The organism is Aeromonas sp. R7-1 (genome assembly GCF_040908115.1).
Lineage (GTDB): Bacteria > Pseudomonadota > Gammaproteobacteria > Enterobacterales > Aeromonadaceae > Aeromonas > Aeromonas caviae.
The window spans coordinates 15456-36554 of the sequence record NZ_JBFODD010000009.1; the positions used below are offsets into that span (position 1 = coordinate 15456).

Annotated in this window: 10 protein-coding genes; 8 read left to right on the forward strand and 2 right to left on the reverse strand. The window is 63.1% G+C overall.

Annotated elements, in window-relative coordinates:
• Positions 1-186: 186 nt before the first annotated feature.
• Together AB5Y51_RS01085 and AB5Y51_RS01090 are read right to left on the reverse strand one after the other, a co-directional pair.
• Entirely contained in the window at positions 187-11268 is an 11082-nt protein-coding gene (locus AB5Y51_RS01085; protein WP_368177911.1) for a retention module-containing protein, read from the reverse strand.
• Between the two features lie 93 nt (positions 11269-11361).
• Positions 11362-11574: a hypothetical protein gene (locus AB5Y51_RS01090; protein WP_324057070.1), complete on the reverse strand. Its 213-nt coding sequence runs from the start codon at positions 11572-11574 to the stop codon at positions 11362-11364.
• A gap of 429 nt (positions 11575-12003) precedes the next feature.
• Between AB5Y51_RS01090 and nrfA the strand changes: the two genes are divergently transcribed.
• The 8 genes from nrfA to AB5Y51_RS01130 all read left to right on the forward strand — a co-directional run bounded on the left by nrfA (position 12004) and on the right by AB5Y51_RS01130 (position 20975).
• Positions 12004-13446, forward strand: a complete 1443-nt coding sequence (nrfA, locus tag AB5Y51_RS01095; RefSeq protein ID WP_368177912.1) for an ammonia-forming nitrite reductase cytochrome c552 subunit — start codon at positions 12004-12006, stop codon at positions 13444-13446.
• A 51-nt stretch (positions 13447-13497) separates the two neighbouring features.
• The gene (nrfB, locus tag AB5Y51_RS01100; protein WP_201893800.1) at positions 13498-14091 is read left to right on the forward strand and encodes a cytochrome c nitrite reductase pentaheme subunit; all 594 of its coding nucleotides are present in this window, start codon (positions 13498-13500) and stop codon (positions 14089-14091) included.
• Positions 14088-14780, forward strand: a complete 693-nt coding sequence (locus AB5Y51_RS01105) for a 4Fe-4S dicluster domain-containing protein (RefSeq protein WP_368177913.1) — start codon at positions 14088-14090, stop codon at positions 14778-14780. The genes nrfB and AB5Y51_RS01105 overlap by 4 nt, the downstream gene beginning before the upstream one ends.
• An 87-nt stretch (positions 14781-14867) precedes the next feature.
• The gene (gene nrfD, locus AB5Y51_RS01110) at positions 14868-15821 is read left to right on the forward strand and encodes a cytochrome c nitrite reductase subunit NrfD (protein ID WP_368177914.1); all 954 of its coding nucleotides are present in this window, start codon (positions 14868-14870) and stop codon (positions 15819-15821) included.
• Positions 15822-15983: 162 nt separating this feature from the next.
• Complete coding sequence (nrfE, locus tag AB5Y51_RS01115) at positions 15984-17945, forward strand: heme lyase NrfEFG subunit NrfE (protein ID WP_368177915.1); 1962 nt, start codon at positions 15984-15986, stop codon at positions 17943-17945.
• Positions 17942-18517 (forward strand): DsbE family thiol:disulfide interchange protein, encoded by a 576-nt coding sequence (locus AB5Y51_RS01120; protein ID WP_103260248.1) that lies wholly within the window; start codon positions 17942-17944, stop codon positions 18515-18517. The genes nrfE and AB5Y51_RS01120 overlap by 4 nt, the downstream gene beginning before the upstream one ends.
• The gene (nrfF, locus tag AB5Y51_RS01125; protein WP_368177916.1) at positions 18514-19704 is read left to right on the forward strand and encodes a heme lyase NrfEFG subunit NrfF; all 1191 of its coding nucleotides are present in this window, start codon (positions 18514-18516) and stop codon (positions 19702-19704) included. The genes AB5Y51_RS01120 and nrfF overlap by 4 nt, the downstream gene beginning before the upstream one ends.
• Positions 19705-20054: 350 nt before the next feature.
• On the forward strand, positions 20055-20975 hold the full coding sequence (locus AB5Y51_RS01130; RefSeq protein WP_029314613.1) for a serine hydrolase: 921 nt from the start codon (positions 20055-20057) through the stop codon (positions 20973-20975).
• Positions 20976-21099 lie beyond the last annotated feature (124 nt).

A 21099-nucleotide genomic window follows, 5' to 3' on the forward strand; every position in this document is an offset into this window, starting at 1 on the left:
GCCCGATGGGAGGCCCGGGCGGCGAAACCTTTTGGTTGTTTGAACCACCCACACAGTGAAAAGCAGCAACAACACCCACCCCGTTAAAATCCATCTCCCATTACCACCACCAGGAAATATCAAGCCAGCATATTCAGCCAAAAAAAAGAGCCGGCATTCGCCGGCTCTTTGCATCATCTCACCCCATCAGGGGTGCTGGATGATCAGGCTGTGCTGATCCAGCATGGATTGCAGGATGTCGTGAGAGGAGGAGCCGCTCAGGTTCCAGCCACTCAGATCCACGTCCTTCAGGGTGATCTGCTGGGTGACATTGCCATCCCCCGCCGGGGAGACCGACAGGCTCACGTCACTCAGGCCATTGCCGGTGCTGGTCACCGATGCCTGGAGATGACCCAGCAGGCCATCCACGCTGTTGTCGGTCACCCCCTTGAGCAGGTCCGCCAGATCGATCCTGTCCCCCTCCTGGGGACGGAAGTCGGTGATGGTGTCTATCGCCGGAGAGGCCGTCGTCCCCTCGTCACCACTGCCCCACACGAAGAGATCGCTGCCGGCGCCACCGGTCAGGATGTCGTTGCCCTGACCGCCCCGCAGCACATCATCCCCCATGCCGCCCAGGAGGCGATCATTGCCGGAGGAGCCGAACAGCCAGTCCCCCTGATCCGAGCCCAGCAGATCGTGACCGCTCTGGCTGTGGATGGTGATGGTCTCCGTGGCCGAGCTCAGGGTGCTGCCACCCAGGCTGGATTCGGCACTCAGGGTGAGGGCATGATCCCCCGCCGGCAGATCCTTGAGGTAGATGGGCACGGACTGGTCCATCGGCAGCAACCAGTCGTTGCCATCCGCGTGGCCGACGCTCTGGCCGTGCTCGTCCACCACCTGGGCGTTGCCGAGGTTCTGGATCCGCACCGACAGCTCGCCCGGGGCCGGATTGACCACGCTGGCGCTGAGGTTGAGCGGCACCCAGGCCCCTTGCAGCGCAAGGATATCGTGGGTGCCGACCCCCAATTGGGGATCGTCCGGTTCGGCCGTCACCTGGATGGCAATCTGGGCGCTGTCGGTCAGGACGCCACCGGCACCGGTATTGCCCTGATCCGAGGTGGTGATGCTCAGGTTGTCCAGACCCCAGAAGTCCCTGGCTGGCTCGTAGTGCAGGTTGCCTGCCAGCAGGCCGTTGAGATCATCGAGCGACCCGACCAGGGTCACCACGCTGGTCCCCGCCCCCTGCACCGAGACGGCGCCTGCCGCCCCCAGCAGGGTCAGCACACCGTGCTCCACCCGCAGCACCATGGCGATGGGCGCACTGCCCGCATCCACGTCCTTCACGCTGATCCCGGTGAGCGACAGGGAGCCATCCTCTTTCACCTGCAATGAGCCCGGCACCTGGGTGACAGGGGCATCGTTGACCGGCTCGACCTCGATGGGCAGCACGTCGGTATCGCTCAGGGCGCCACCGCTGCCGGTGTTGCCAAGATCATTGGTCACCATGGTCAGGGCATCCTGGCCATTGAAGTCCTGCTCGCCCTGATAGGTCACGCCCCCTGCGAGCAAGGCATTGATGGCATCCTGGGAACCGCTCAGCACCAGGGTGTTGCTGCCGCTGCCGCTCACCGTCACGCCACTGCCCGCCGCCAGTTCCAGGGTGCCGTGCAGCACGGAGAGGGTGACAGAGAGGGGGCTGTTGCCCGCATCCACATCGCTCACCTGCAGCCCGTGAATGGTGAAGGGCTGATCTTCCTGCGCCACCTGGGGCGTCGTCGGCAGCAGGTTGACGGGGGCATCGTTGACCGGTTGTACCAGGATGGGCAGCACATCGGTGTCACTCAGGGCGCCACCGCTGCCGGTGTTGCCCCGATCGTCCGTCACCATGGTCAAGGCGTCATTGCCATGGAAGTCCGGGTCGCCCTGATAGGTGACGCCGCCCGAGAGCAGGGCATTGAGATCCGCCAGGGTGCCGGTCAGCACCACATCGCCGGTGCCGTTGCCGGTCAGGGTCACGCCGCTCCCAGCCGGCAGGGTCAGGGTGCCGTGCTCCACCGAGAGGCGCACTTCCATGATGCCGTTGCCCGCATCCACGTCCTTGACCTGCAGACCCTGGATGACGAACGGCTCGTCCTCCTGGGCCACCTGGGGATCATCGGGCAGCACGTTGACGGGGGCGTCGTTGACCGGGCTCACATCGAGATGGATGGTGCCGTTCACTTCCGGGCCGAGGGCGCCGTTGTCCAGGCTCTGGGCCGTCACCTTGATCGCCATGGCGCCATTGGCGTCATGGGTCACGAGCTCCACCGCGTCGAGCTTGCCCCCATCCGTGGTGACCTGCCAGCGGCCACCGCCGAGATCCACTACGGTGCCGCTCACCCCGCTCGGCAGGCGGATTTCTGCCCCGTCCGGCACCCCTTCCAGGGTGACGCGCACCTGCTCGGGCCCGTTCTCGTGCACATTGCCGGCATTGCCGCCGGTGGCCTGGGTATCCCGGGTCTCCACCCCCAGGTTCAGGGTGATCACATCCCCTTCGGTGCCGCTCGCCTGCTCCTGCATGTCGGTGATGACCGCATCCCCCACCGGATTGACGGTGACGGTGAAGCCCGCACTGGTTTCAAGGGGCAGGGTCAGCCCCTTGTCCAGGGTGAAGGCGCTCAGGGTCAGATCCACGGTGCCGCTGAAGTCCGCAGGCGGGATCAGGGTCAGCTTGGAGAAGTCGGTGCCCACAGGCACCTGCCACACCCCGCCGCCGTTGTTGACCGCCGGGGCGGACAGGGTGAAGCCATCCGGCACCCCCTTGATCTGCAACCCGACGATCTGCTCGGAGCCATCGTTGTCGATGAGGCTGGCCCCCAGCCCCCCCAGGCTCACGCTGCCATCTTCCTGGCCCGTGACGTTCTGGACCGTGAGGTTGGCAGGATCGTTCACCGGCAGCACCTCGAAGCTCACGTTGCCGCTCCAGCTCCCCCGATCCGTGCCCGTGGTGGCGGTATCGAGAATATCCACCGTCACCGCCAGCGGCACCTTGCCGCTGAAGTGCTCCTTGGGCACGAACACCAGATCCTTGAGGCCATTGGCATCCACCACCAGCGCCTGGACGGGATTGCCGCTGGCATCGAGGAAGTGGCCGTACTGGGCATCGACGGTCACTGTCACCTTCTCTACCGTCTCGAGGCCACCGTCGGCCACAGATGGGCTGATGTCCGCCAGCTTGACCGAGAGATCGAGGTGGATCTCGGTGTCTTCCAGGTTATCCGGCTGACCGTCACCGTTCATGTCCTTCACATTCAGATGCAGCTCAGGCATGCCGTCGGCACCGCCGTTTATATCCACCACTGGCTTCACATCTACACGAACTGTGCTGGAATCTGTCTTGATGTCACCACTCAATGTATCAGTATTGACCACTGTCACACTGATATTGAGGGATCCGGCAAAGTCATTGGGCAAGCCTAGAGTCAATCCTTCCAGTCCAGCCAGTGACGGCGGCACCTTGATCACATATTCGCCGGTTGAAATGTTGTATTCGGCGCCACTGATGGTGACACCATCAGGTAGACCTTTGAGGATAATCGTAACCTCATCGCTACCTTGATCTGCGGCCCCAATATGAATCGCCCCCTTGAGCTGGGCACCAAAATCAACTTGGATATCCTCTTTACCTGTCAGCACCGCATGGTCATCAATATCAACTGTTGCCGCTGGCGTCTTGTCCGTAACCGGGGTATTACCAAAATCGGCACTGGTTTCTAGGCTGACTTTGACATGCTCACTGGGGTCCCCATCCTCACTACGGTCCACCACCATGGCATCAATGCGGATTGGTTCAACCTTTCCAACAAAACCATCCGGTGCATGCAGTTGGAAGTTATTCAAATTACCCGCAGGCACGATCCAGCTACCATTACCATTGTTGATACCGCCGAGCACAACAAACTGATCTCCCATGCCACCATTGAGCACAGGCAAGTTGATCACCAGATAGTCGATCTCTTCGAGGCTGGACAGATCGATATCGTGGGTAAATTCAAAACGACCGGAGAGATCAATATCACTCCCCCCATGGCCCACAAGATCGCCACCCGTTTGACTCAAGACGCCGTTCGGTTCCACCACTGCCTGGATATCCACATGCAGATTGCCGACTATGGTGTCCTGAGCCGTAGCCGTTGGCGTTCCATCTGGGTTTTTGTCTATATCATATTGAGTGATGGTCACATGGCTCTGGATATTGGTGTCCCTGTCGCTGTCTTCCGGGGCCCGCACCAGCAGTTGGCCACCACTGAGCAGGCTCTGCAGATCCGCATCGCTCAACTCCACGACACCGCCGTTCACGCTGAGCTGGGTTTCGACACCGCCCACGCTTATCCAGATCTGGTAGCCGGGCTCGATGCCGGAGAGGCTGAGGTGAGTGACATGCTCGGCGCTGTCGCTGAGATCCGGTTGCCAGTTCAGCACCACGAACTCGTCTTCTAGGCCATGACTGGTCTTGGCGTAGTCACCGGCGTCGATGGCTGGCTCCACCTTGATGGTGAGCGGCACGTCGAAGCTCTTGTGATCCCCGTCGTTCTCGGTCACCACTACGTGGCCGATCAGGTGAATATCGGCGGTGCTGTTGGGCGGCGGCTGGATCTGCAGGTTGCCGAGATCTGACACATTGACCTGATAGAGGGGCTTGCCGTCTTTGAGCCCAGCAAAGGTCAGGGTCAGCTCGTTGCCACTGCCATCGAATACTTTGGCTCCTTCCGGCAAGCCTTCCAGCACCAGGTTGAGGCTTTCTGAGCCGTCCCCCGTCGTCTCCCCCGACTCCAGCTTGAAGTCCAGTGGAGCCTTGCCATCTTCGGCGATGGTGATGCTGTAACCGCCACCACTCTGGGTCCAGCCGGTGCTGTTCAGATCGAAGTGCGGGGCGTCCACCACCCCCACCAGATCCACGTGCAGGCTCTGGGAGCCGGTCTCCTTCTCGTTGACCACGGTATGGGGCTGGCCATTGGCATCGGTCAGGGTGGCCGTGTCCTTCACCACCCCCTTGATGGTGAGATCGAAGTCTTTGTTGCTGTCCTTGGGTGGCTGCAGCTGCAGCTCATGGATGCGAGCGTAGGGCACCTCGTAGTAGCCGTTTGTCGCATTAACCTGTTCAGCCCCAAGCCACAACGTGGCACCGGCGGGCAGGCCGCTGATGCGCACGAACAGCTGCTCGGAGCCATCCGTGGTGTCTCCCAGATGGGCGAGCCCAATCTTGCTGCCCAGATCGATCAGGGTATCTTCCTTGCCCTGGATCTCGCGCACCGTCAGCTTGGCGTCGTCCGCCAGCGGGTTTACGTTGACAATCACCTCCAGCGGATCGCCGAGGGCCGTCTCCTTGCCGGTCACCACCGGGGTCTTCTCCGTGCTCACCGGGGTCACAATGAGTTTGATGTCACCGCTGTAGTCCTTGCCGGGCACCACCGTCACCTTGTTGATGTCGCCACCAGCCACCGTATAGAGGCCGTTCGCCCCCGGGGTGAGCACCTTGCCGTTCAGGGTCAGCGTGCCCTGGCCGGACGCCCATTTGATCTGGTAGCTCAGGGTCTCGGAGCCGTCCGTATCGGTGAGACCCGCCTTGACGTTGAGGGCGATGCCGCTGCTGTCCTCGTCCGCGGTGTAGTGCTGGTGCGTGCTGCCCGCATCCCACAGGGGTTTGTCGGCAATGCCTTGCACCGTGATGTCCAGATTGCCGGTCAGCACCGGGGGCTTGCTCCCTTCGGTGACCCCCACCTGCAACTGCACCGGGAAGCGCAGCGCAGCACCTCCGTTGTTGTAGCTCGAGTAGTCGTGGTTCGGCACAAAGGTGACACCGGTGAGCTGGAACTTGTCATCGGTGGTGGCCACCGCCACCATGGCCGCGGGCGGCACCTCATACCAGGTCTTGCCCCCCTGGGTGATGGTGGTCAGTGCGACGCCGTTGAAATAGAAGGTGCCCTGGGCGTTGGCTGGCGCCTGGATAAGCAACTGCTCCACGTGCTCGCCCCGATCGAAATCCCCCACATCCAGGTTAATGGTGATGGGGATCCCCTGGCCCGGATCGCTCGCCCCCGCATCCTCCTGGCCGGTGACTGCGCTCACGGTGAGCTTGCCCGCCTCGTCCCTGATGGTCAGGGTCAGAAGACCGTCGTCGGTATCTCCGTCGCCATCCACCAGGTGGAAGCCTATCTGCTGTACCAGGGTGCTGTTGCTGTGATCGATGCCCGATTTGGCGGTGAAGCTGTAGTCACCCTCGGCATTGATCACCAGGGTGCCGATGATCTGCCCCGTGCCATCTGTCACCGAGATGGTGGTGTTGCCTGTGGCGGCGATGGGGTGCTCGGTGCCATTGATGGTCACCGCTCTCACCACCGCATCATCCGCCCCCTCGCTGGTAGTGGCCAGCAGATCGCCGGTCACTTTCGCCCCTTCATTCAGGGTCTTGCTCGCGTCCACGGCCACCGGCACGTCGTCCTGCACGCTCACATGACCGATCACTTCGGCGCTCAGATCCCCGTCACTGTCCCGTGCCTGCAATGGCAGCTGGATATCCAGCAGATCCTTGCCCTGGACGCTGTGATCCAGGTTGCCGGTCAGCTCGAAGGTGTAGCGGCCGGACACATCCAGGGTCAGCTTGAAGATGAGCTTGCCTGCGCTGTCCTTGCCAAGGTAGACACCCGGCTGGCTGTCTGCCCCTATGGTGACCGCCTTGCCCCCCGACGTCAGGGTATTGAGGGCGTTGAAGCGGGCTACATCCAGTTGCAGGGAAACCACCCGGTCACTCCCGGCGGCGATCGCCACCTGGCCGATGGCAACCTCTCCCGTGCCTGACGGGCTGGTGCCCCCATGCTGGCCACTGCCCCCGTTGAGGTCTGACTCCTTGACGGTCACCCCCTCGATGGCGGTGATCACGGGATCCGCCGCATCGGTGATCACCGCCGTGGTGCTGCCGGTGATCACACTGCCGTCGCTGTCCGTCACCTTCACCGGCAGGCTCAGGTTGAGCTTGTCGTCGGCACCGTGATCCAGGTTGGTGTGTACCGTCACCTGGTAATCGAGGGTTGCCTGGGTGTGGGCTTCGATGCGCCCCGGCACATTGGGCAGGGTCACCGTCAGCACCAGGGTGCCGCTCGCAGTCACTGCCTGGAAGCTGTGGCCGTTGCTGCCCGCCACCTCTTGCCAGGTGAGGGTCTCGCCATTGTGGGTGATGGCCTTGCCACTCCCATCCACGACTTGGCCCGAGAGGGTCAGCCGCACGTCCACCACGGGATCGGAGTCCGCCGTGATGGTCAGGGTGCCGGTGGCATGCTGATCATCGCCGGTCTGGTTGTTGGCGGCGCCATCGAAGCGCCCTTCACTCACCGTCACGCCGGTCAGGGTGAGGGTCGGTTTGTCCCCTTCCGAAATGCGGATGGTGAGGGTACCCGTGGTGCTGTCGTTGTTGCCGCTGCCCTTGTCGCTGTCGACAATATTGAGCTTGAACGGCAGGTCGGTGGCGTTGCCACCGCTCTGGTGAACCCCCTCGAACAGGGTCACCTTGTAGTCAAAGCCGTTGCTGGCGGCGTTGTCCAGCTTGCCCACCAGTTCGACCTGAAGCACCTCGACGCGCTGGCCATTGACTTCCACATAGCCCTTCAGCACCTGGTTGCCCGGGATGCTGGCATCGCCGTCCACCAGCTCGTATTTGACGCTCTGGCCCAGGGCGGTCAGGGCCGGCTGCTCGCTGATGTCGGCAAACGACACCTCGCTCACCCGATCAGAGCCCGCATTGACCTGGAAGTGACCTGTGCCGGTCAGGGTGTTGTGACCGTCGAGCCCACGCTCATCCAGGCTCACCCCGCTGCCCGCCACGAAACCTGGCGCATGGCCGTCCTTGATGGTGAGCGGCAAATCGGTGGAGACCCTGTCTCCGTCCTTGTCGGTCAGGGTGACGGTGAGCGGCAGGTCGAGGGACTCGCTCCCCTGGTGATCCAGCTCGGCCCCCAGGGTCACCCTGGCGGTGACGCTCCAGTTGCCGTTGCTCTCCACCAAATCCAGCTCGGCCCGCAGCACTTCACGGCCGTCCGCGCTGGTCCCCACCAGCTCGCCGTTGGCATCCAGGGTGAAAGTCACCGGGCTGCCGTGGCTGCTGTACTTGCCATCCAGGCTGCCTTGAATGGCTGCGATATCGAACTTGAGGCTGCTCGTGTCGAGCGCATCAGCCCCGTGGCTCACGGTGAAGCTCATGTGGCTCACCACATCCTTCGCCCCCTGGTTCGCCTCCGTCATCTCGGTGCCGGTCACGGCGCTGATGACCGGATTGGCCCCGTCGCCGATGGCCACGCTCAGGGTGGAGGAGACTTTATCTCCGTCACTGTCGGTCAGGGTAAAGCCCGCCTTGAGCAGACTGTCTGCGCTCCCCTGATCCAGCGGCTGGTTCAGGGTGAAGACGTAGTGACCGTTCTGATCCAGCGTCAACGTGAAGACGTTCTGGCCGTTGACGGCGCCGCTGATGCTGTTGCCGCTGATGGTGATGACCACGGGCTGGCCGCCGCTGGTGAGCCCTTGCAGGCCGGGCTGGCTGGCATCGAATGCGATGTTGACCAGAGGATCGGCCCCGGCGGTGATGGCCAGATCCCCGGTGAGGGTCTGGGCTGCGCTCCAGTCGCTGTCCTCCACCAGGGTGAGGGAGACGGGGTCGACCTGGGGCAGCACGCCGTCGGTGATATGGATATTGAGGGTGCCAAGGTTGCTCTTGTCCCCGTCAAAGTCGGTGCCTTGCACCTGCAGCCCCAGGTTGATGCTGTTGGTGCTGACCGGTTGATCCAGCACGCCGTCGAGCGCCACCTGGTACTTGCCATCCAGCCCCAGGGTCACGGTCAGAATAGTCTTGCCGCCCGCATCCAGCAGGGTGATGACGTTGCCGTTGACCTGATAGTGAGTCGGCTGGCCGCCGCTGGTGAGGCCATTCAGGCCGGGCTGGCTCGCCTCGAAGTTGAGCGACACCAGGCGATCGCTGCCCACGCTCACCGGCAACTGGCCATCCAGGGTCTGGCCAGAGGCCCCTTCCTGCAAGGTGACCCCGCTGTCGATGCCAAGGTGGGGATCCACACCGTCGCTGATGGAGACAACCAGATCGGCGCGGGTCTCGTCGCCGTCGATCTCCTTGGCGGAAACGGTGAGCCCGAGGGAGAGCTGGTCGCTGCCCTGATGATCCAGAGGCCCATTGAGGGAGACGGTGACATTGCCGTCGATATCACTGCCATGTTGGCTGGCGGTCAGCTCGGCCTTCAGCACCTCGACCCGCTTGCCATTACCATCCAGGTAATACCCCGTCAGCAGGCGATCGCCGGTGAATTCGAAGGTCAAGGCGTGGCCGTCGCTGCTGATGCCGCTGCCGTTGAGACGGGCCAGGGTTGCACTCTGATCCGCGAAGACGGCACTTGTTGCCACCAAGGGATCGGACTGATGGCCCACCACGAACTGGCTCTGTCCCACCACCGCCGCCGGATTGGTGAAATCATCCTCCGTGAGGCTGATGGGGGCGATGGTGAAGTCCGGTGGTGTGCTGTCCACCAGGTTGACGGTGAGATTGGCGCTCACCCGATCCCCGTCGCTGTCGCGGTACTCCAGAGCAAAGGGCAGGCTCAGGCTATCCTGGCCGTGATCCAGGCTCTGGTTCCAGACGATGCGATAGCTGCCGTCGTTGGCCAGGGTCAGGGTGAAGACGGTCACGCCCCCCGCGCTGGCGGTGAGGGTCTGGCCGCTGACCTGGTAGGCGAGCGCCGTCCCGTGGCTGGTCAGGCCAAGCTGATTGAGGGCACCTTGATCGGCGGCAAAACTCACCTGCAGGTTGCCATCAAGCCCGGCTCCGGTGTGCAGGGATCCGGTGGCACTCACCGGCCCCTTGGCGAGATCCGCCTCGGAGAGGGTCAGGGTATCGCTCTGACCGATGAGGGGAGCCCCGTCGATCACCCGGTTGCCCGCCAGATCCGTCACCTCGGCGCGTACCTCGTAGGGGCCCTGGATGCTGGAGAGATCCAGGCCTCCCAGTTGCCAGCGGCCGTCACTGCCCACCAGGGCACTGCCGTTGAAGAGGGTCTGGCCATTCTGGCCAATCAGGGTGATGGTCACCCGCTGCCCCGCCTCCACGTCCGTGGTACTGCCGCTCAGGGTGACCTTGTCATGGCCGAGAATGCTGTCGGTATCGAGATCGTCGATGTCGATGGCGGCACGGGTATCCACCGTCACCGTCAGGGTGTCGCTGGCCCGGTTGCCCGCGATGTCCACCGCATCGACGCGAAAATCATGGGCGCCATCGGCCAGGGTATCGGGGATCTGATATTGCCAGTTGCCGTTGCCATCCACGGTGAGCACGGCCATCACCTTGCCTTCCAGGGTCAGGGTAACGGTAGCGCCAGGCTCCCCCTTCCCTTGCAGCAGCGGTGTGGTGTCGCGGGTCAGGTCATCGGTCTGGCTGGTGCCGGTGTCGCTCTCGTCCGCCAAATCCAGAGTAATGGTGGTGATGGTGTCGAGCAGGGTCTGGCCGGTGTCGCTGGCCCGGTTGCCAGCCGCATCCTGGGTATCGGCCTGGATGGTCAGGGGGCCGTCCACCAGCTTGCCGGTGACGTCGCCGAAGTTTGCCTCCCAGACGAAGCCGGGCAGCACCACTGTGGTGGTGGTCAGGCGGTTGCCATCCTGATCTATCAGGGTGACGGTGACGGTCTGGCCGACTTCCACATCCTCGACAAAGCCGCGGATGATGACGCCGGTCGCCTCGTCGGCATTGATGATGTTGTCGTCGGTCTGGGGCTCTGTGATGGTGATGGCCGCCAGCAGATCCTGATCTTCGGCATAGAGCAGCTCGTCGCCCGGCTGACGCGCCTCATGACCGGTGTCAAACCCCGCCTCGGCCAGGGTGTACTCACTGTTGAGATCTACCACCACGAAACCGCCGGCGCTGGAGCCGACCACGCCACCAGTGGTACCGGCCCCGGCGTTGCCCGCCGCCGTCTCTTCAAACAATTTGGTCGGGTCTGCCCCCTGGCGGATCGCCTCCTGGAGGCTCGCCAGCTCGGCATCGGCACCGGCGGGCAGTGCCGCCTCGGGCTGGGTGGGCTCGGTGCGTTCGCTGCCCGCCTCCGCCAGCTCCACCTGTCCGTCGGATTCGGTGAGCAGGCGCATCCCGGGCTCCAGTTGCATGCCAGGGGTGGCACGGCGCAAAGAGCCGTCCGCATCCATCACAAACACAGCGCCCTCCACCTTGGCAATAAGAGTCGGTTTATCGATTCGCAGCTCGGCCATATATCCTCCAACGGGTAAACACAGACTTCCCAGCACATGAAGCGTAAAGGGAAAGTCTCCGTGACAGGCGGCTATTTTACCGTCAATCACCCCCTATAACCCTTCGTCATTTTCGAAAATATCGAAAGTAAATGCCGCCAACCGTCCTATTAAATTCAATAACACGCTACCAGGCCGCGAATATGCTGGAATAAAGCCCTTAATTTCTCTTTTATAAAAATAGATGGCTCTCTTGGCACCCATTTCTACGACAGCTTCTGTCACAGGCCCCTTGACAGGGGCCATGGGGATGGAAAACCGAAGCATCGCCCCTCCTTTTTCAAGCCAAAAATTGAATTTAAATTCAATAAAATCGGTTCACTCTCTCCCGTCATGCGCTGTATCTGCCCGCAGCCTCTTGCCCTGCTCCCCTCGCCAGCATGATGAACATCGTTTTTACCTATTTTCATCAAAAGAGAACGGGTGGAAATAACCCTCGGATGAGGTTCAATAATTCCACCTGGATCGCACTTCTGGCATCCCTCCATCCCCTCAATTGATCTAGCGCAACTCTCACGGGGATAAATGATTATCCATTTTACCCATTTGGTATTATTCCCCCGAGCAATTGCATAAACACCGATTTATATGCAGCCATAACAATGGATCGGCCTGCCATGCCCGTCGATGATGAGCACAGATGTCCACACCAAGATGGAACGGTCAGGCCCGACATGGACTTTTTATCTGGGAGTGATGACCGTGGGTTCATATGACAAGCTATTTCGACCAGGGCTGGCGGCCCTGCTGCTGACCGCCCTGCTGGGTACAGGCAGTCTGGCACAGGCAGACGACAGTGCCCCCAAGGGCAAGATCGAGGCGCGCAGCGAGCTGTTCGCCAAGGATCACGCCGATCAGTTCACCAGTTGGAAAGGCACCAGCGAGAGCCGCGAGCGCACCGACGCCCTGGCGGAAGATCCGCAGATGGTGGTGCTCTGGGCCGGCTACCCCTTCTCCAAGGATTACAACAAGCCGCGCGGCCACTTCTATGCGCTGACCGACGTGCGGGAAACCCTGCGTACCGGCGCCCCCAAGACCGCCGAAGACGGTCCGCTGCCCATGGCCTGCTGGAGCTGCAAAGGCCCGGACGTGGCCCGCGTCATCGACGAGAAGGGTGAGGATGGCTACTTCAAGGGGATGTGGGCAAAAGGCGGACCTGAAATCGTCAACACCATCGGCTGCGCCGACTGCCACGACACCGCCTCGAAAGAGTTCAAGGCAGGCAAGCCTGCCCTGCACCTCTCCCGTCCCTATGCCGACCGGGCCATGACCGCCATCGGCAAGCCGTTCAAGGAACAGGGGCGCTTCGATCAGCAGTCCCAGGTGTGCGGCCAGTGCCACGTGGAGTACTACTTCAGCGGCCCCACCAAGGCGGTGAAATTCCCCTGGGACAAGGGTACGACTGTTGAGCAGATGGAGCAGTATTACGATGAAATAGGCTTCGCCGACTGGACGCACGCCCTCTCCAAAACACCGATGCTGAAAGCCCAGCACCCCGAGTACGAGACCTGGCGCGCCGGCATTCACGGCCAGAACAACGTCGCCTGCGTCGACTGCCACATGCCCAAGGTGCAGAACGAGCAAGGCAAGGTCTACACGGATCACAAGGTAGGCAACCCCTACGATCGCTTCGATCAGACCTGCCGCAACTGCCACACCCAGAGCAAGGAGATGCTGCAAGGGGTGGTCAAGCAGCGCAAGGACGCCGTCACCGAAATCAAGCTCAAAGTCGAGAAGCAGCTGGTGCACGCCCACTTTGAAGCCAAGGCCGCCTGGGATGCCGGCGCCACCGAGGCCGAGATGAAGGACATTCTGCAAGACATCCGTCACGCCCAATGGCGCTGGGACTTCTCCATCGCCTCCCACGGGGTGCAGATGCACGCCCCGGAAGTGGCGCTGCGCATGCTGGGAACCGCCCTGGACAAGGCCGCCGACGCCCGCACCAAGCTGGCACGCCTGCTGGCCGCCAAGGGGATCAGCCACGAGATCGCCATTCCTGACATCTCCAGCAAGGAGAAGGCCCAGGCCGCTCTTGGCATGGACATGAAGCAGATGAACAGCGACAAGGCCCAGTTCCTCAAGACCACTGTCCCCGCCTGGGATGCCGAGGCCAAAGCGGCCGGACGGCTCGCACAATGACGAGGCATGCGGGCCCGCAGTGTCGGGCCCGCAGCCGGATGGAGGCTTCCTATGGGTGATTTAACAATGGATTTCTTACGACTGATGCTGATGGCAGCCATGCTGCTCACCAGCCTGCAGGGCCAGGCGGCCGATGCGGCAACCGCCCCGGCACCGACTACACATGAAGTGGAATTTCTGCGCAGTGCCGACAAGGCCTGCACCGACTGCCACAAGGAGCAGGTCGAAGGCATGCACGGCAAGCACGGCCAGGCGACCAACCCCAACAACCTGGCGCCGGTCACCTGCACCAACTGCCACGGTCAGCCCTCCCCCCAACACCGGGAAGGGGTCAAGGACGTGATGCGCTTTAGCGACAGCTTCAAGGACAAACAGAGTACCGAGCGCTACCCCATCGCCGAGCAGAACGGGGTCTGCATGAGCTGTCACGAGCCCAAAGTGCTGCGCGAGGCGCTCTGGGCCCACGACGTGCACGCCACCAAGCTCACCTGCACCAGCTGCCACCAGTTGCACCCGGCCAAGGAGCCCATGGTAGCGATCCCGGAGAAGTCCCGCATCAAGCTCTGCGTCGACTGCCACAGCAAGCAGCATGAGGCCGTCAAGGCGGCCAAGGCGAACACCACCTCGGGCAAGGAGGCACCATGAGCTGCTCTCGCCGTCACTTCATGGCGGGGATGAGCGCGGGGGCCCTCATCATGATGACGGGGGCTGCTCGTGCCAACACCCGCTCCCTTGCCACCCCCCTCGCCCACAGCCAGACCATCGACGGGGTACGCTTTGGCATGCTCCACGACGAGACGACCTGCATCGGCTGTACCGCCTGCATGGATGCCTGCCGGGAGGTGAATCAGGTGCCAGAGGGGGTCTCGCGCCTCGAGATCATCCGCTCCGGCCCCATCGGCGCCTTCCCTGATGCCGAGTACCACTTCTTTCGCAAGTCCTGCCAGCACTGCGACAACGCACCCTGCGTCCACGTCTGCCCCACCGGTGCCTCCCATATCCGCAAGGAGGATGGCATCGTCGACGTCAACCCGGATCTCTGCGTCGGCTGCATGTACTGTCTGGCCGCCTGCCCCTATCAGGTGCGCTTTATCAACCCTGTGACCAAGGTGGCCGACAAGTGCGACTTTTGCCGCAAGACCAACCTAGCGGCGGGCAAGGAGCCGGCGTGCGTGGAATCCTGCCCCACCAAGGCGCTGGTGTTCGGCAATCTGGATGACCCGGACAGCCCCATCGCCAAACGGCTGGTAAAGGAGACCACCTATCGCTACAAGCAGGCACTCGGCACCTCGCCCAAGATGTACCGCGTGCCCAAAGGGGAGATAAAGTCATGACCATGCAAGAGGCGTTTCACTTCCCTTCCCTCGTGTGGGGATTTGTCCGATCGCCATCTACCGCAGTAACAGAAGGAGGAATGGATCATGTTGCATGACGCATTTCACTTCTCCTCGCTGGTGTGGGACTGGCCGATCGCCATCTATCTCTTTCTGCTCGGCATCTCCGCCGGGGCCACCACCCTCTCGGTGCTGCTGCGCCGCAAGGGAGCCGGCAGCGAGAGCGGCATCATCAAGGCGACTGCCATTCTGGCGCCGGTGAGCGTAGTGCTGGGGTTACTGATCCTCATCTTCCACCTGGCCCGTCCCTGGACCTTCTGGAAGCTGATGTTCCACTACCAGTTCGACTCCGTGATGTCGATGGGGGTCATGCTGTTCCAGGTCTACATGGCGGTGCTGTTCGCCTGGCTGGCGGTGGTGTTTCGCTCCGAGATCGAGACATTGCGCAGTCACCTGCTGCAAGAGAAGTTCGCCTTTGTAGATGATCTCATCGCTTGGCTTGCCCGCATCGAGCGGCTGCTGGCGCCACTCTTGCTGCTGCTCGCCGTGCTCTTGGGGGCCTACACCGGCTTTCTGCTGTCGGCGCTCAAAACTTATCCGCTGTTGAACAACCCGGTGTTGCCGGTGCTGTTCCTCATCTCTGGCGTCAGCTCCGGCATCGCCTCCACCATCTTGCTGGCGGTCACCCTGTTCAAGGAGAACCATCACAGCCAGGGGGTGAGCTTTGTCCACCGCTTCGAGCGGCCGGTGCTGGCGGTGGAGGTGTTGCTGCTGGTCTGCTTCTTTACCGGCCTCTACTTCGGTGGCGGCCAGAAGGAGGCAGCCATGTGGGCAGCCATCGGCAGCGGCTTCTGGGCTCAGGTGTTCTGGCTCGGGGTGGTGGGGATCGGCATGCTGCTGCCCCAGTTGCTGGCCCTGCTGGCCCCCGCACCGCTGCGGGCCAAAAACGGCTATCTGGTGATGGTCTGCAGCCTGACCCTGGTGGGGATCCTGCTGCTGCGCTACTTCGTGCTCTATGCCGGCCAGATGACAGTCGTATAACGGTATGATCACCAGCGCCAGCCACCCTCGGGTGACTGGCGCTTATTTGTTGCGATGAGTTGTTGCGATTGATTGTTGCCAGAAATGTGGATGTTATCCCCCAGCGCCGGTACGGTGCAGACGCTGCGGCATAACATAGACGAATGATTGACTGGAGGTTGTGTGCTGGCGGAGCTCGGCTATCTCTCACTGTTGCTGGCGACCGGGCTCGCCCTGCTGCAAGGGCTGCTGCCCTGGCTGGGACTGCGGCTCGCCTCACGCCCGCTGCTGGGCTGCGCATCACCGCTGGCCCTCCTGGTCGCGCTCCTGCTCGGGGCCGCCCTGCTGCTGCTCGCCAGCTGTTTTGGCTTCGATGACTTCACCCTGGTCTATGTGGCCCAGCACGCCAACAGCGCCCTGCCCCTTGGCTTCAAGCTGGCGGCCGTGTGGGGCGGCCACGAGGGCTCCATGCTGTTCTTCGTCTTTGCGCTGGGACTGTGGGGCGCTTTGGTAGCTCTTTGCTCCAGGCGGGTCGATCCGCTGATCCGCACCCGGGTATTGGCCATCATGGGGCTGATCGTCGGGCTGTTCGGCCTCTATACCCTGATCTTCTCCAGCCCGTTTGACCGCCAGTTCCCGGGGCCGCTGGAGGGGCGCGATCTCAACCCCATGCTGCAAGACATCGGCCTCATCATTCACCCCCCCCTGCTCTATCTCGGTTACGTCGGCTTTGCGGTCAACTTCGCCTTCGCCATGGCGGCGCTGCACTCGGGTCGGCTCGATGGCGCCGTGGCCCACTGGAGCCGCCCCTGGGCGCTCGGCTCCTGGGTCTTTCTCACCGCCGGCATCGTGCTGGGTTCCTGGTGGGCCTATTACGAGCTCGGCTGGGGCGGCTGGTGGTTCTGGGATCCGGTAGAAAACGCCTCCCTCTTGCCCTGGCTGCTCGGCACCGCCCTGCTGCACGCCCTGGTGGTGTGCGAGAAGCGCGGGGCTTACGGCCACGCCGTGCTGCTGCTCTCCATCTTTACCTTTTCGCTCAGCCTGCTCGGCACCTTCGTGGTGCGCTCCGGGGTGCTCACCTCGGTACACGCCTTTGCGGTGGACCCCAGCCGCGGCCTCACCCTCTTGTTGCTGCTCGGTTTGCTATTGACCTGCGCCCTCACCCTGTTTGCTCTGCGGGCGGACATTCGCGCTCCCTATGCCCGCTTTGGCTTGCTGTCAAAAGAGGGGCTGCTCGGCGCCGCCATCCTGCTGCTTTGCGTGGCCTGCGCCAGCGTGCTGCTCGGCACCTTCTACCCCATGGTGTTCCAGTCGCTTCATCTGGGTTCGCTCTCGGTGGGCGCCCCCTATTTCAATACCATCTTCGTGCCGCTAGCCCTCTGCCTGATGACGCTGATGACCCAGCTGCCGCGCCTGCGCTGGCAGCATCTGGCAGCCCAGCGCCGCATCAAGGTGCTGCACCCATGCCTGTTCGGCCTGCTGGGAGGAGCCTTGCTGAGCCTCGCCTATCCCGAGCCGCTGCGGGCAAGCTGGCTGGGGCTTGCGGCCAACGTGCTGAGCCTCTGGCTGATGGCCAGCCTGCTGCTCCCGCTCTTGCAACCGACGTCGCGGCGCGAGCTCACCCTCAATCGGTTCGGTAGCCTGCTGGCCCATCTCGGGGTAGCGGTGTGTGCCCTAGGCATCGCGCAGGTGAGTCACCACAGTCAGGAGGGGGGCGCCGTACTCGCCGCAGGCCAGCCCTATCGGCTCGGCGCCTTCGAGTTTCGCTATGAGGGGAGCGAGCCGATCATCGGCCCCAACTACACCGCCGAGCGCATCACTCTCAGCGTGCATAAGAGCGGTAAAGAGGTGGCACGGCTGACGCCGGAGCGGCGCCACTACAGCGTGCGCACCATGAACATGAACGAACCGGGCATCGCGTGGGGAATGCTCGGCGATCTCTACGTGGTGCTTGGCGAGAAGATGAGACCCGGCGCCTATGCCATGCGGCTGCACTACAAGCCGCTGGTGCGCTGGATCTGGCTCGGTGGCCTGTTGATGATGACGGGCGGCGCCCTGCGTCTGCTCGCCCGCCGGCCGCTGCTGGCCCCTCGCCACAGCTCGGCAAGCTCGCCCCGCCCCCTGCTCAATCAGGAGCCATCATGAACGCCCGTCTGCGCCTGTTCGTGCCGCTCGTGCTCACCCTGGGGCTCGGTGCCCTGCTCTGGCTCGGCCTTGGCAACAACCCCTACAGCCAGGATGAGGCCGTCGCAGGGCGCACTCTGCCAGCCTGGCAGAGTGACGATCTGCTTGGCGGTGCCCCCATCCACACCGCGGCGCTCAAGGGGGAGCCCTTCGTGCTCAACGTCTGGGCCAGCTGGTGCCCCAACTGCCGCGCCGAGCATCCGCTGCTGGGTGAGCTGGCCAGCGCCGTGCCCCTCTATGGCCTCAACTACCGGGACAAGGTAGATGCCGCCCGCGCCTGGCTCACCGAGGCGGGCAACCCCTATCGCGCCGTGCTGGCCGACCCTGACGGCAAACTTGCCCTTGAGCTCGGCGTATACGGCACGCCGGAGACCTATCTCTTTGCCGGCGACGGCACCCTGCTGACCCGCCACACGGGTGAGCTCACACGGGAAGTCTGGCAACGCCAGTTTGCCCCCCTGCTTGCAAAGGCCCGCAGCAACACCGCTCGCCAGCCCGACGTGGAGAAAGAAGTGCGGGAGAGCAAGCCATGAGCCGTCTCTGCTACGCCCTGATCGCGCCACTCTTGCTGGCCTTGAGCCTCGGGGCCCTTGCCAGCGGGGTCGACACCTATGAGTTTCGCCATCCCGAGCGGCAGACCCGCGCTCAGGAGCTGGCCCGCGCCCTGCGCTGCCCCCAGTGTCAGAACCAGAACCTGGTGGAGTCCAACTCCCCCATCGCCCGGGATCTGCGGCTCGAGGTCTACCGCTGGGTGGACGAGGGGCAGTCTGATGAGCAGGTGATCGCCCGCATGACGGAACGCTTCGGCGATTTCGTGTGCTACGATCCCCCCTTCAAGCGCAGCACGGCGCTGCTGTGGGGCGGCCCCGCCCTCTTGCTGTTGCTGGCCCTCAATCGCCTGCGCAGGAGCCTGCATCGCCGGCAACCGGCGCGGGTGCCGCTTGTCGGCGACAGAGCCGAGGGGGTGCTCGCCCACGACCCCAGGGCCGAACTGAACCGGCTGATCATGGCCGAGCAGCAGGCGGGGCTTGCCCCCCACAGCCGCCTCTACCGGGAGCTGGAGCTGTCCCGCCTCGCCAACGCCACCCCAACCGCCGAGCAGGCCCTGCGCGAGCGGCTGGCCAAGGACCGCACCGCCCGTCCGCTGCCCTGGCTGCGCTCCTGGATGCTGTTTGGGGCCCTGCTGCTGGCGCTGATGGCCGGTATTTATGCCGGCACCGGCCGCTATCAGGCGTGGCAGGCGTATCAGGCGCGCCCCGATCCGCTGGCGGGATTGAGCACGCGGGATCTGCAGGACAAGGAGCTGGGCGCCCTGCACCAGCGCCTGCAAGCCAACCCCACCGATCTCGACGGCTGGGCGGCGCTCGGCCAGCTCTATCTCTATCGGGACGAGTACGACAATGCCCTGCTCGCCTACCAGCGTCTTGCTCTGCTGGAGGGGGGCGCCAGCGCGGCGACCCAGGCCGCACAGGCTACCGTGCTCTATTATCAGGCGGGCCAGCAGCTCACCCCGGAGGCGCTGCGTCTGCTTGATAGCGCCCTCAAGCAGGACAAAGGCGAGGTGAGCGCCCTGATGCTGCTCGCCTCCGATCACTTCCTGCATGGTCGCTACAGCCAGGCCATTGCGCTGTGGCAGCAACTGCTCGATGAAGAGCGACCCCGTATCAACCGGACCGCGCTGATCGAGGCCATTCAGACCGCGCGGATGATGGGAGGATGACGCGGGGCAAAACAGCGATAATGCAGCGGGCCATCTTCCCTGCCGGGCGCCGTTTTTATCGCCATGGTCGCCATTAACGACCCCTTCATCATCCCAAGGCGCCGAAAGGTGCAAAAAGAGTCGTCATCCCGCCCCTCGCCAGCATATAGTGCGCCCCCGTGGTGGCGTGTCTGGCATGGCCTGACAGGCCTCTATGACTCCCTTTTGCGGGCCCAATAGCCCCGATGCGGGGGATTTCAAGGTGCGCCAACCCATAAAATGGAAATATCCGGCCACCAGACGTTGTGAAGCGTCAATTACCGTCATATAACTTAGCCAAATGTCCCTGTGAGTCGTAGTAGAGTCAAATCATGAACCTTCGTCCTTTTCTTCCCTTGCTGCTCGGCGCCTTCCTCCTTCCCGCCAGCATGGAAAGCGCCCATGCCAACCCGTTTTCTGCGACCTCTTCTTCCACCAACAGCCTGCTCGAACCCCGCAGCAACCTGCCGCTGAGATCCGATGCCTACGTGGTCGTCAACCCGAAAACCGGCGAGACCCTGGCAGAGCGCAACGCCAACCGGGTGATGTCCATCGCCTCCATCACCAAGCTGATGACAGCGCTGGTGGTACTGGATGGCAATCAGCGCCTCAACGAGACCCTCACCGTCACCATGGATGACGTGGACAGACTCAAGGGCACGGGGTCGCGCCTCGCGGTGGGCTCGCGTCTGAGTCGCGCCGACATGCTGCACATCGCACTGATGTCCTCTGAAAACCGCGCCGCCTCCGCCTTGGGACGGCACTACCCAGGTGGCCGCAAAGCCTTTATCGAGGCAATGAATGCCAAGGCCCGCATGCTCGGCATGTGGAGCACCCATTTCGCCGACAGCACCGGGCTCAACCCCCGCAACGTCTCCACCGCACACGATCTCGCCAAACTGGCTGCTGCCGCATCCACCTACCCGCTGATCCGCCAGTACACCGCCTCCGAGCAGCGTCTGGTACGCAACGGCAAGCGCCAGCTGCACTACCTCAACTCCAACCGCCTGGTACGGGAAGGAAGCTGGCCCATTCTGGTCTCCAAGACCGGTTATATCCGCGAGGCGGGGCGCTGCCTGGTGATGGGAACCCGGGTCAACAACGAGCCCGTGGTCATGGTGCTGCTCCACGCCAACACCACGGATGAACGGGTCGCCGATGCCAGAAAGATCAAGAGCTGGCTGGAAACCTCGGGCCGCATGACCCTGACGGCGCAGTCCACTCCCCAGCCCAGGCTCTTCAGCAGCCAGTAACGGCTACGAGAACAAGGGCCCCCGAACCGGCAGATGCGGGGGCCTTTTTCATGAGTGGCAATCCCCCCCTATTGCCTCTTTCTGCTCCCCCGGTGATCCCGATCGTATGGTGCTTCGTTAAGGA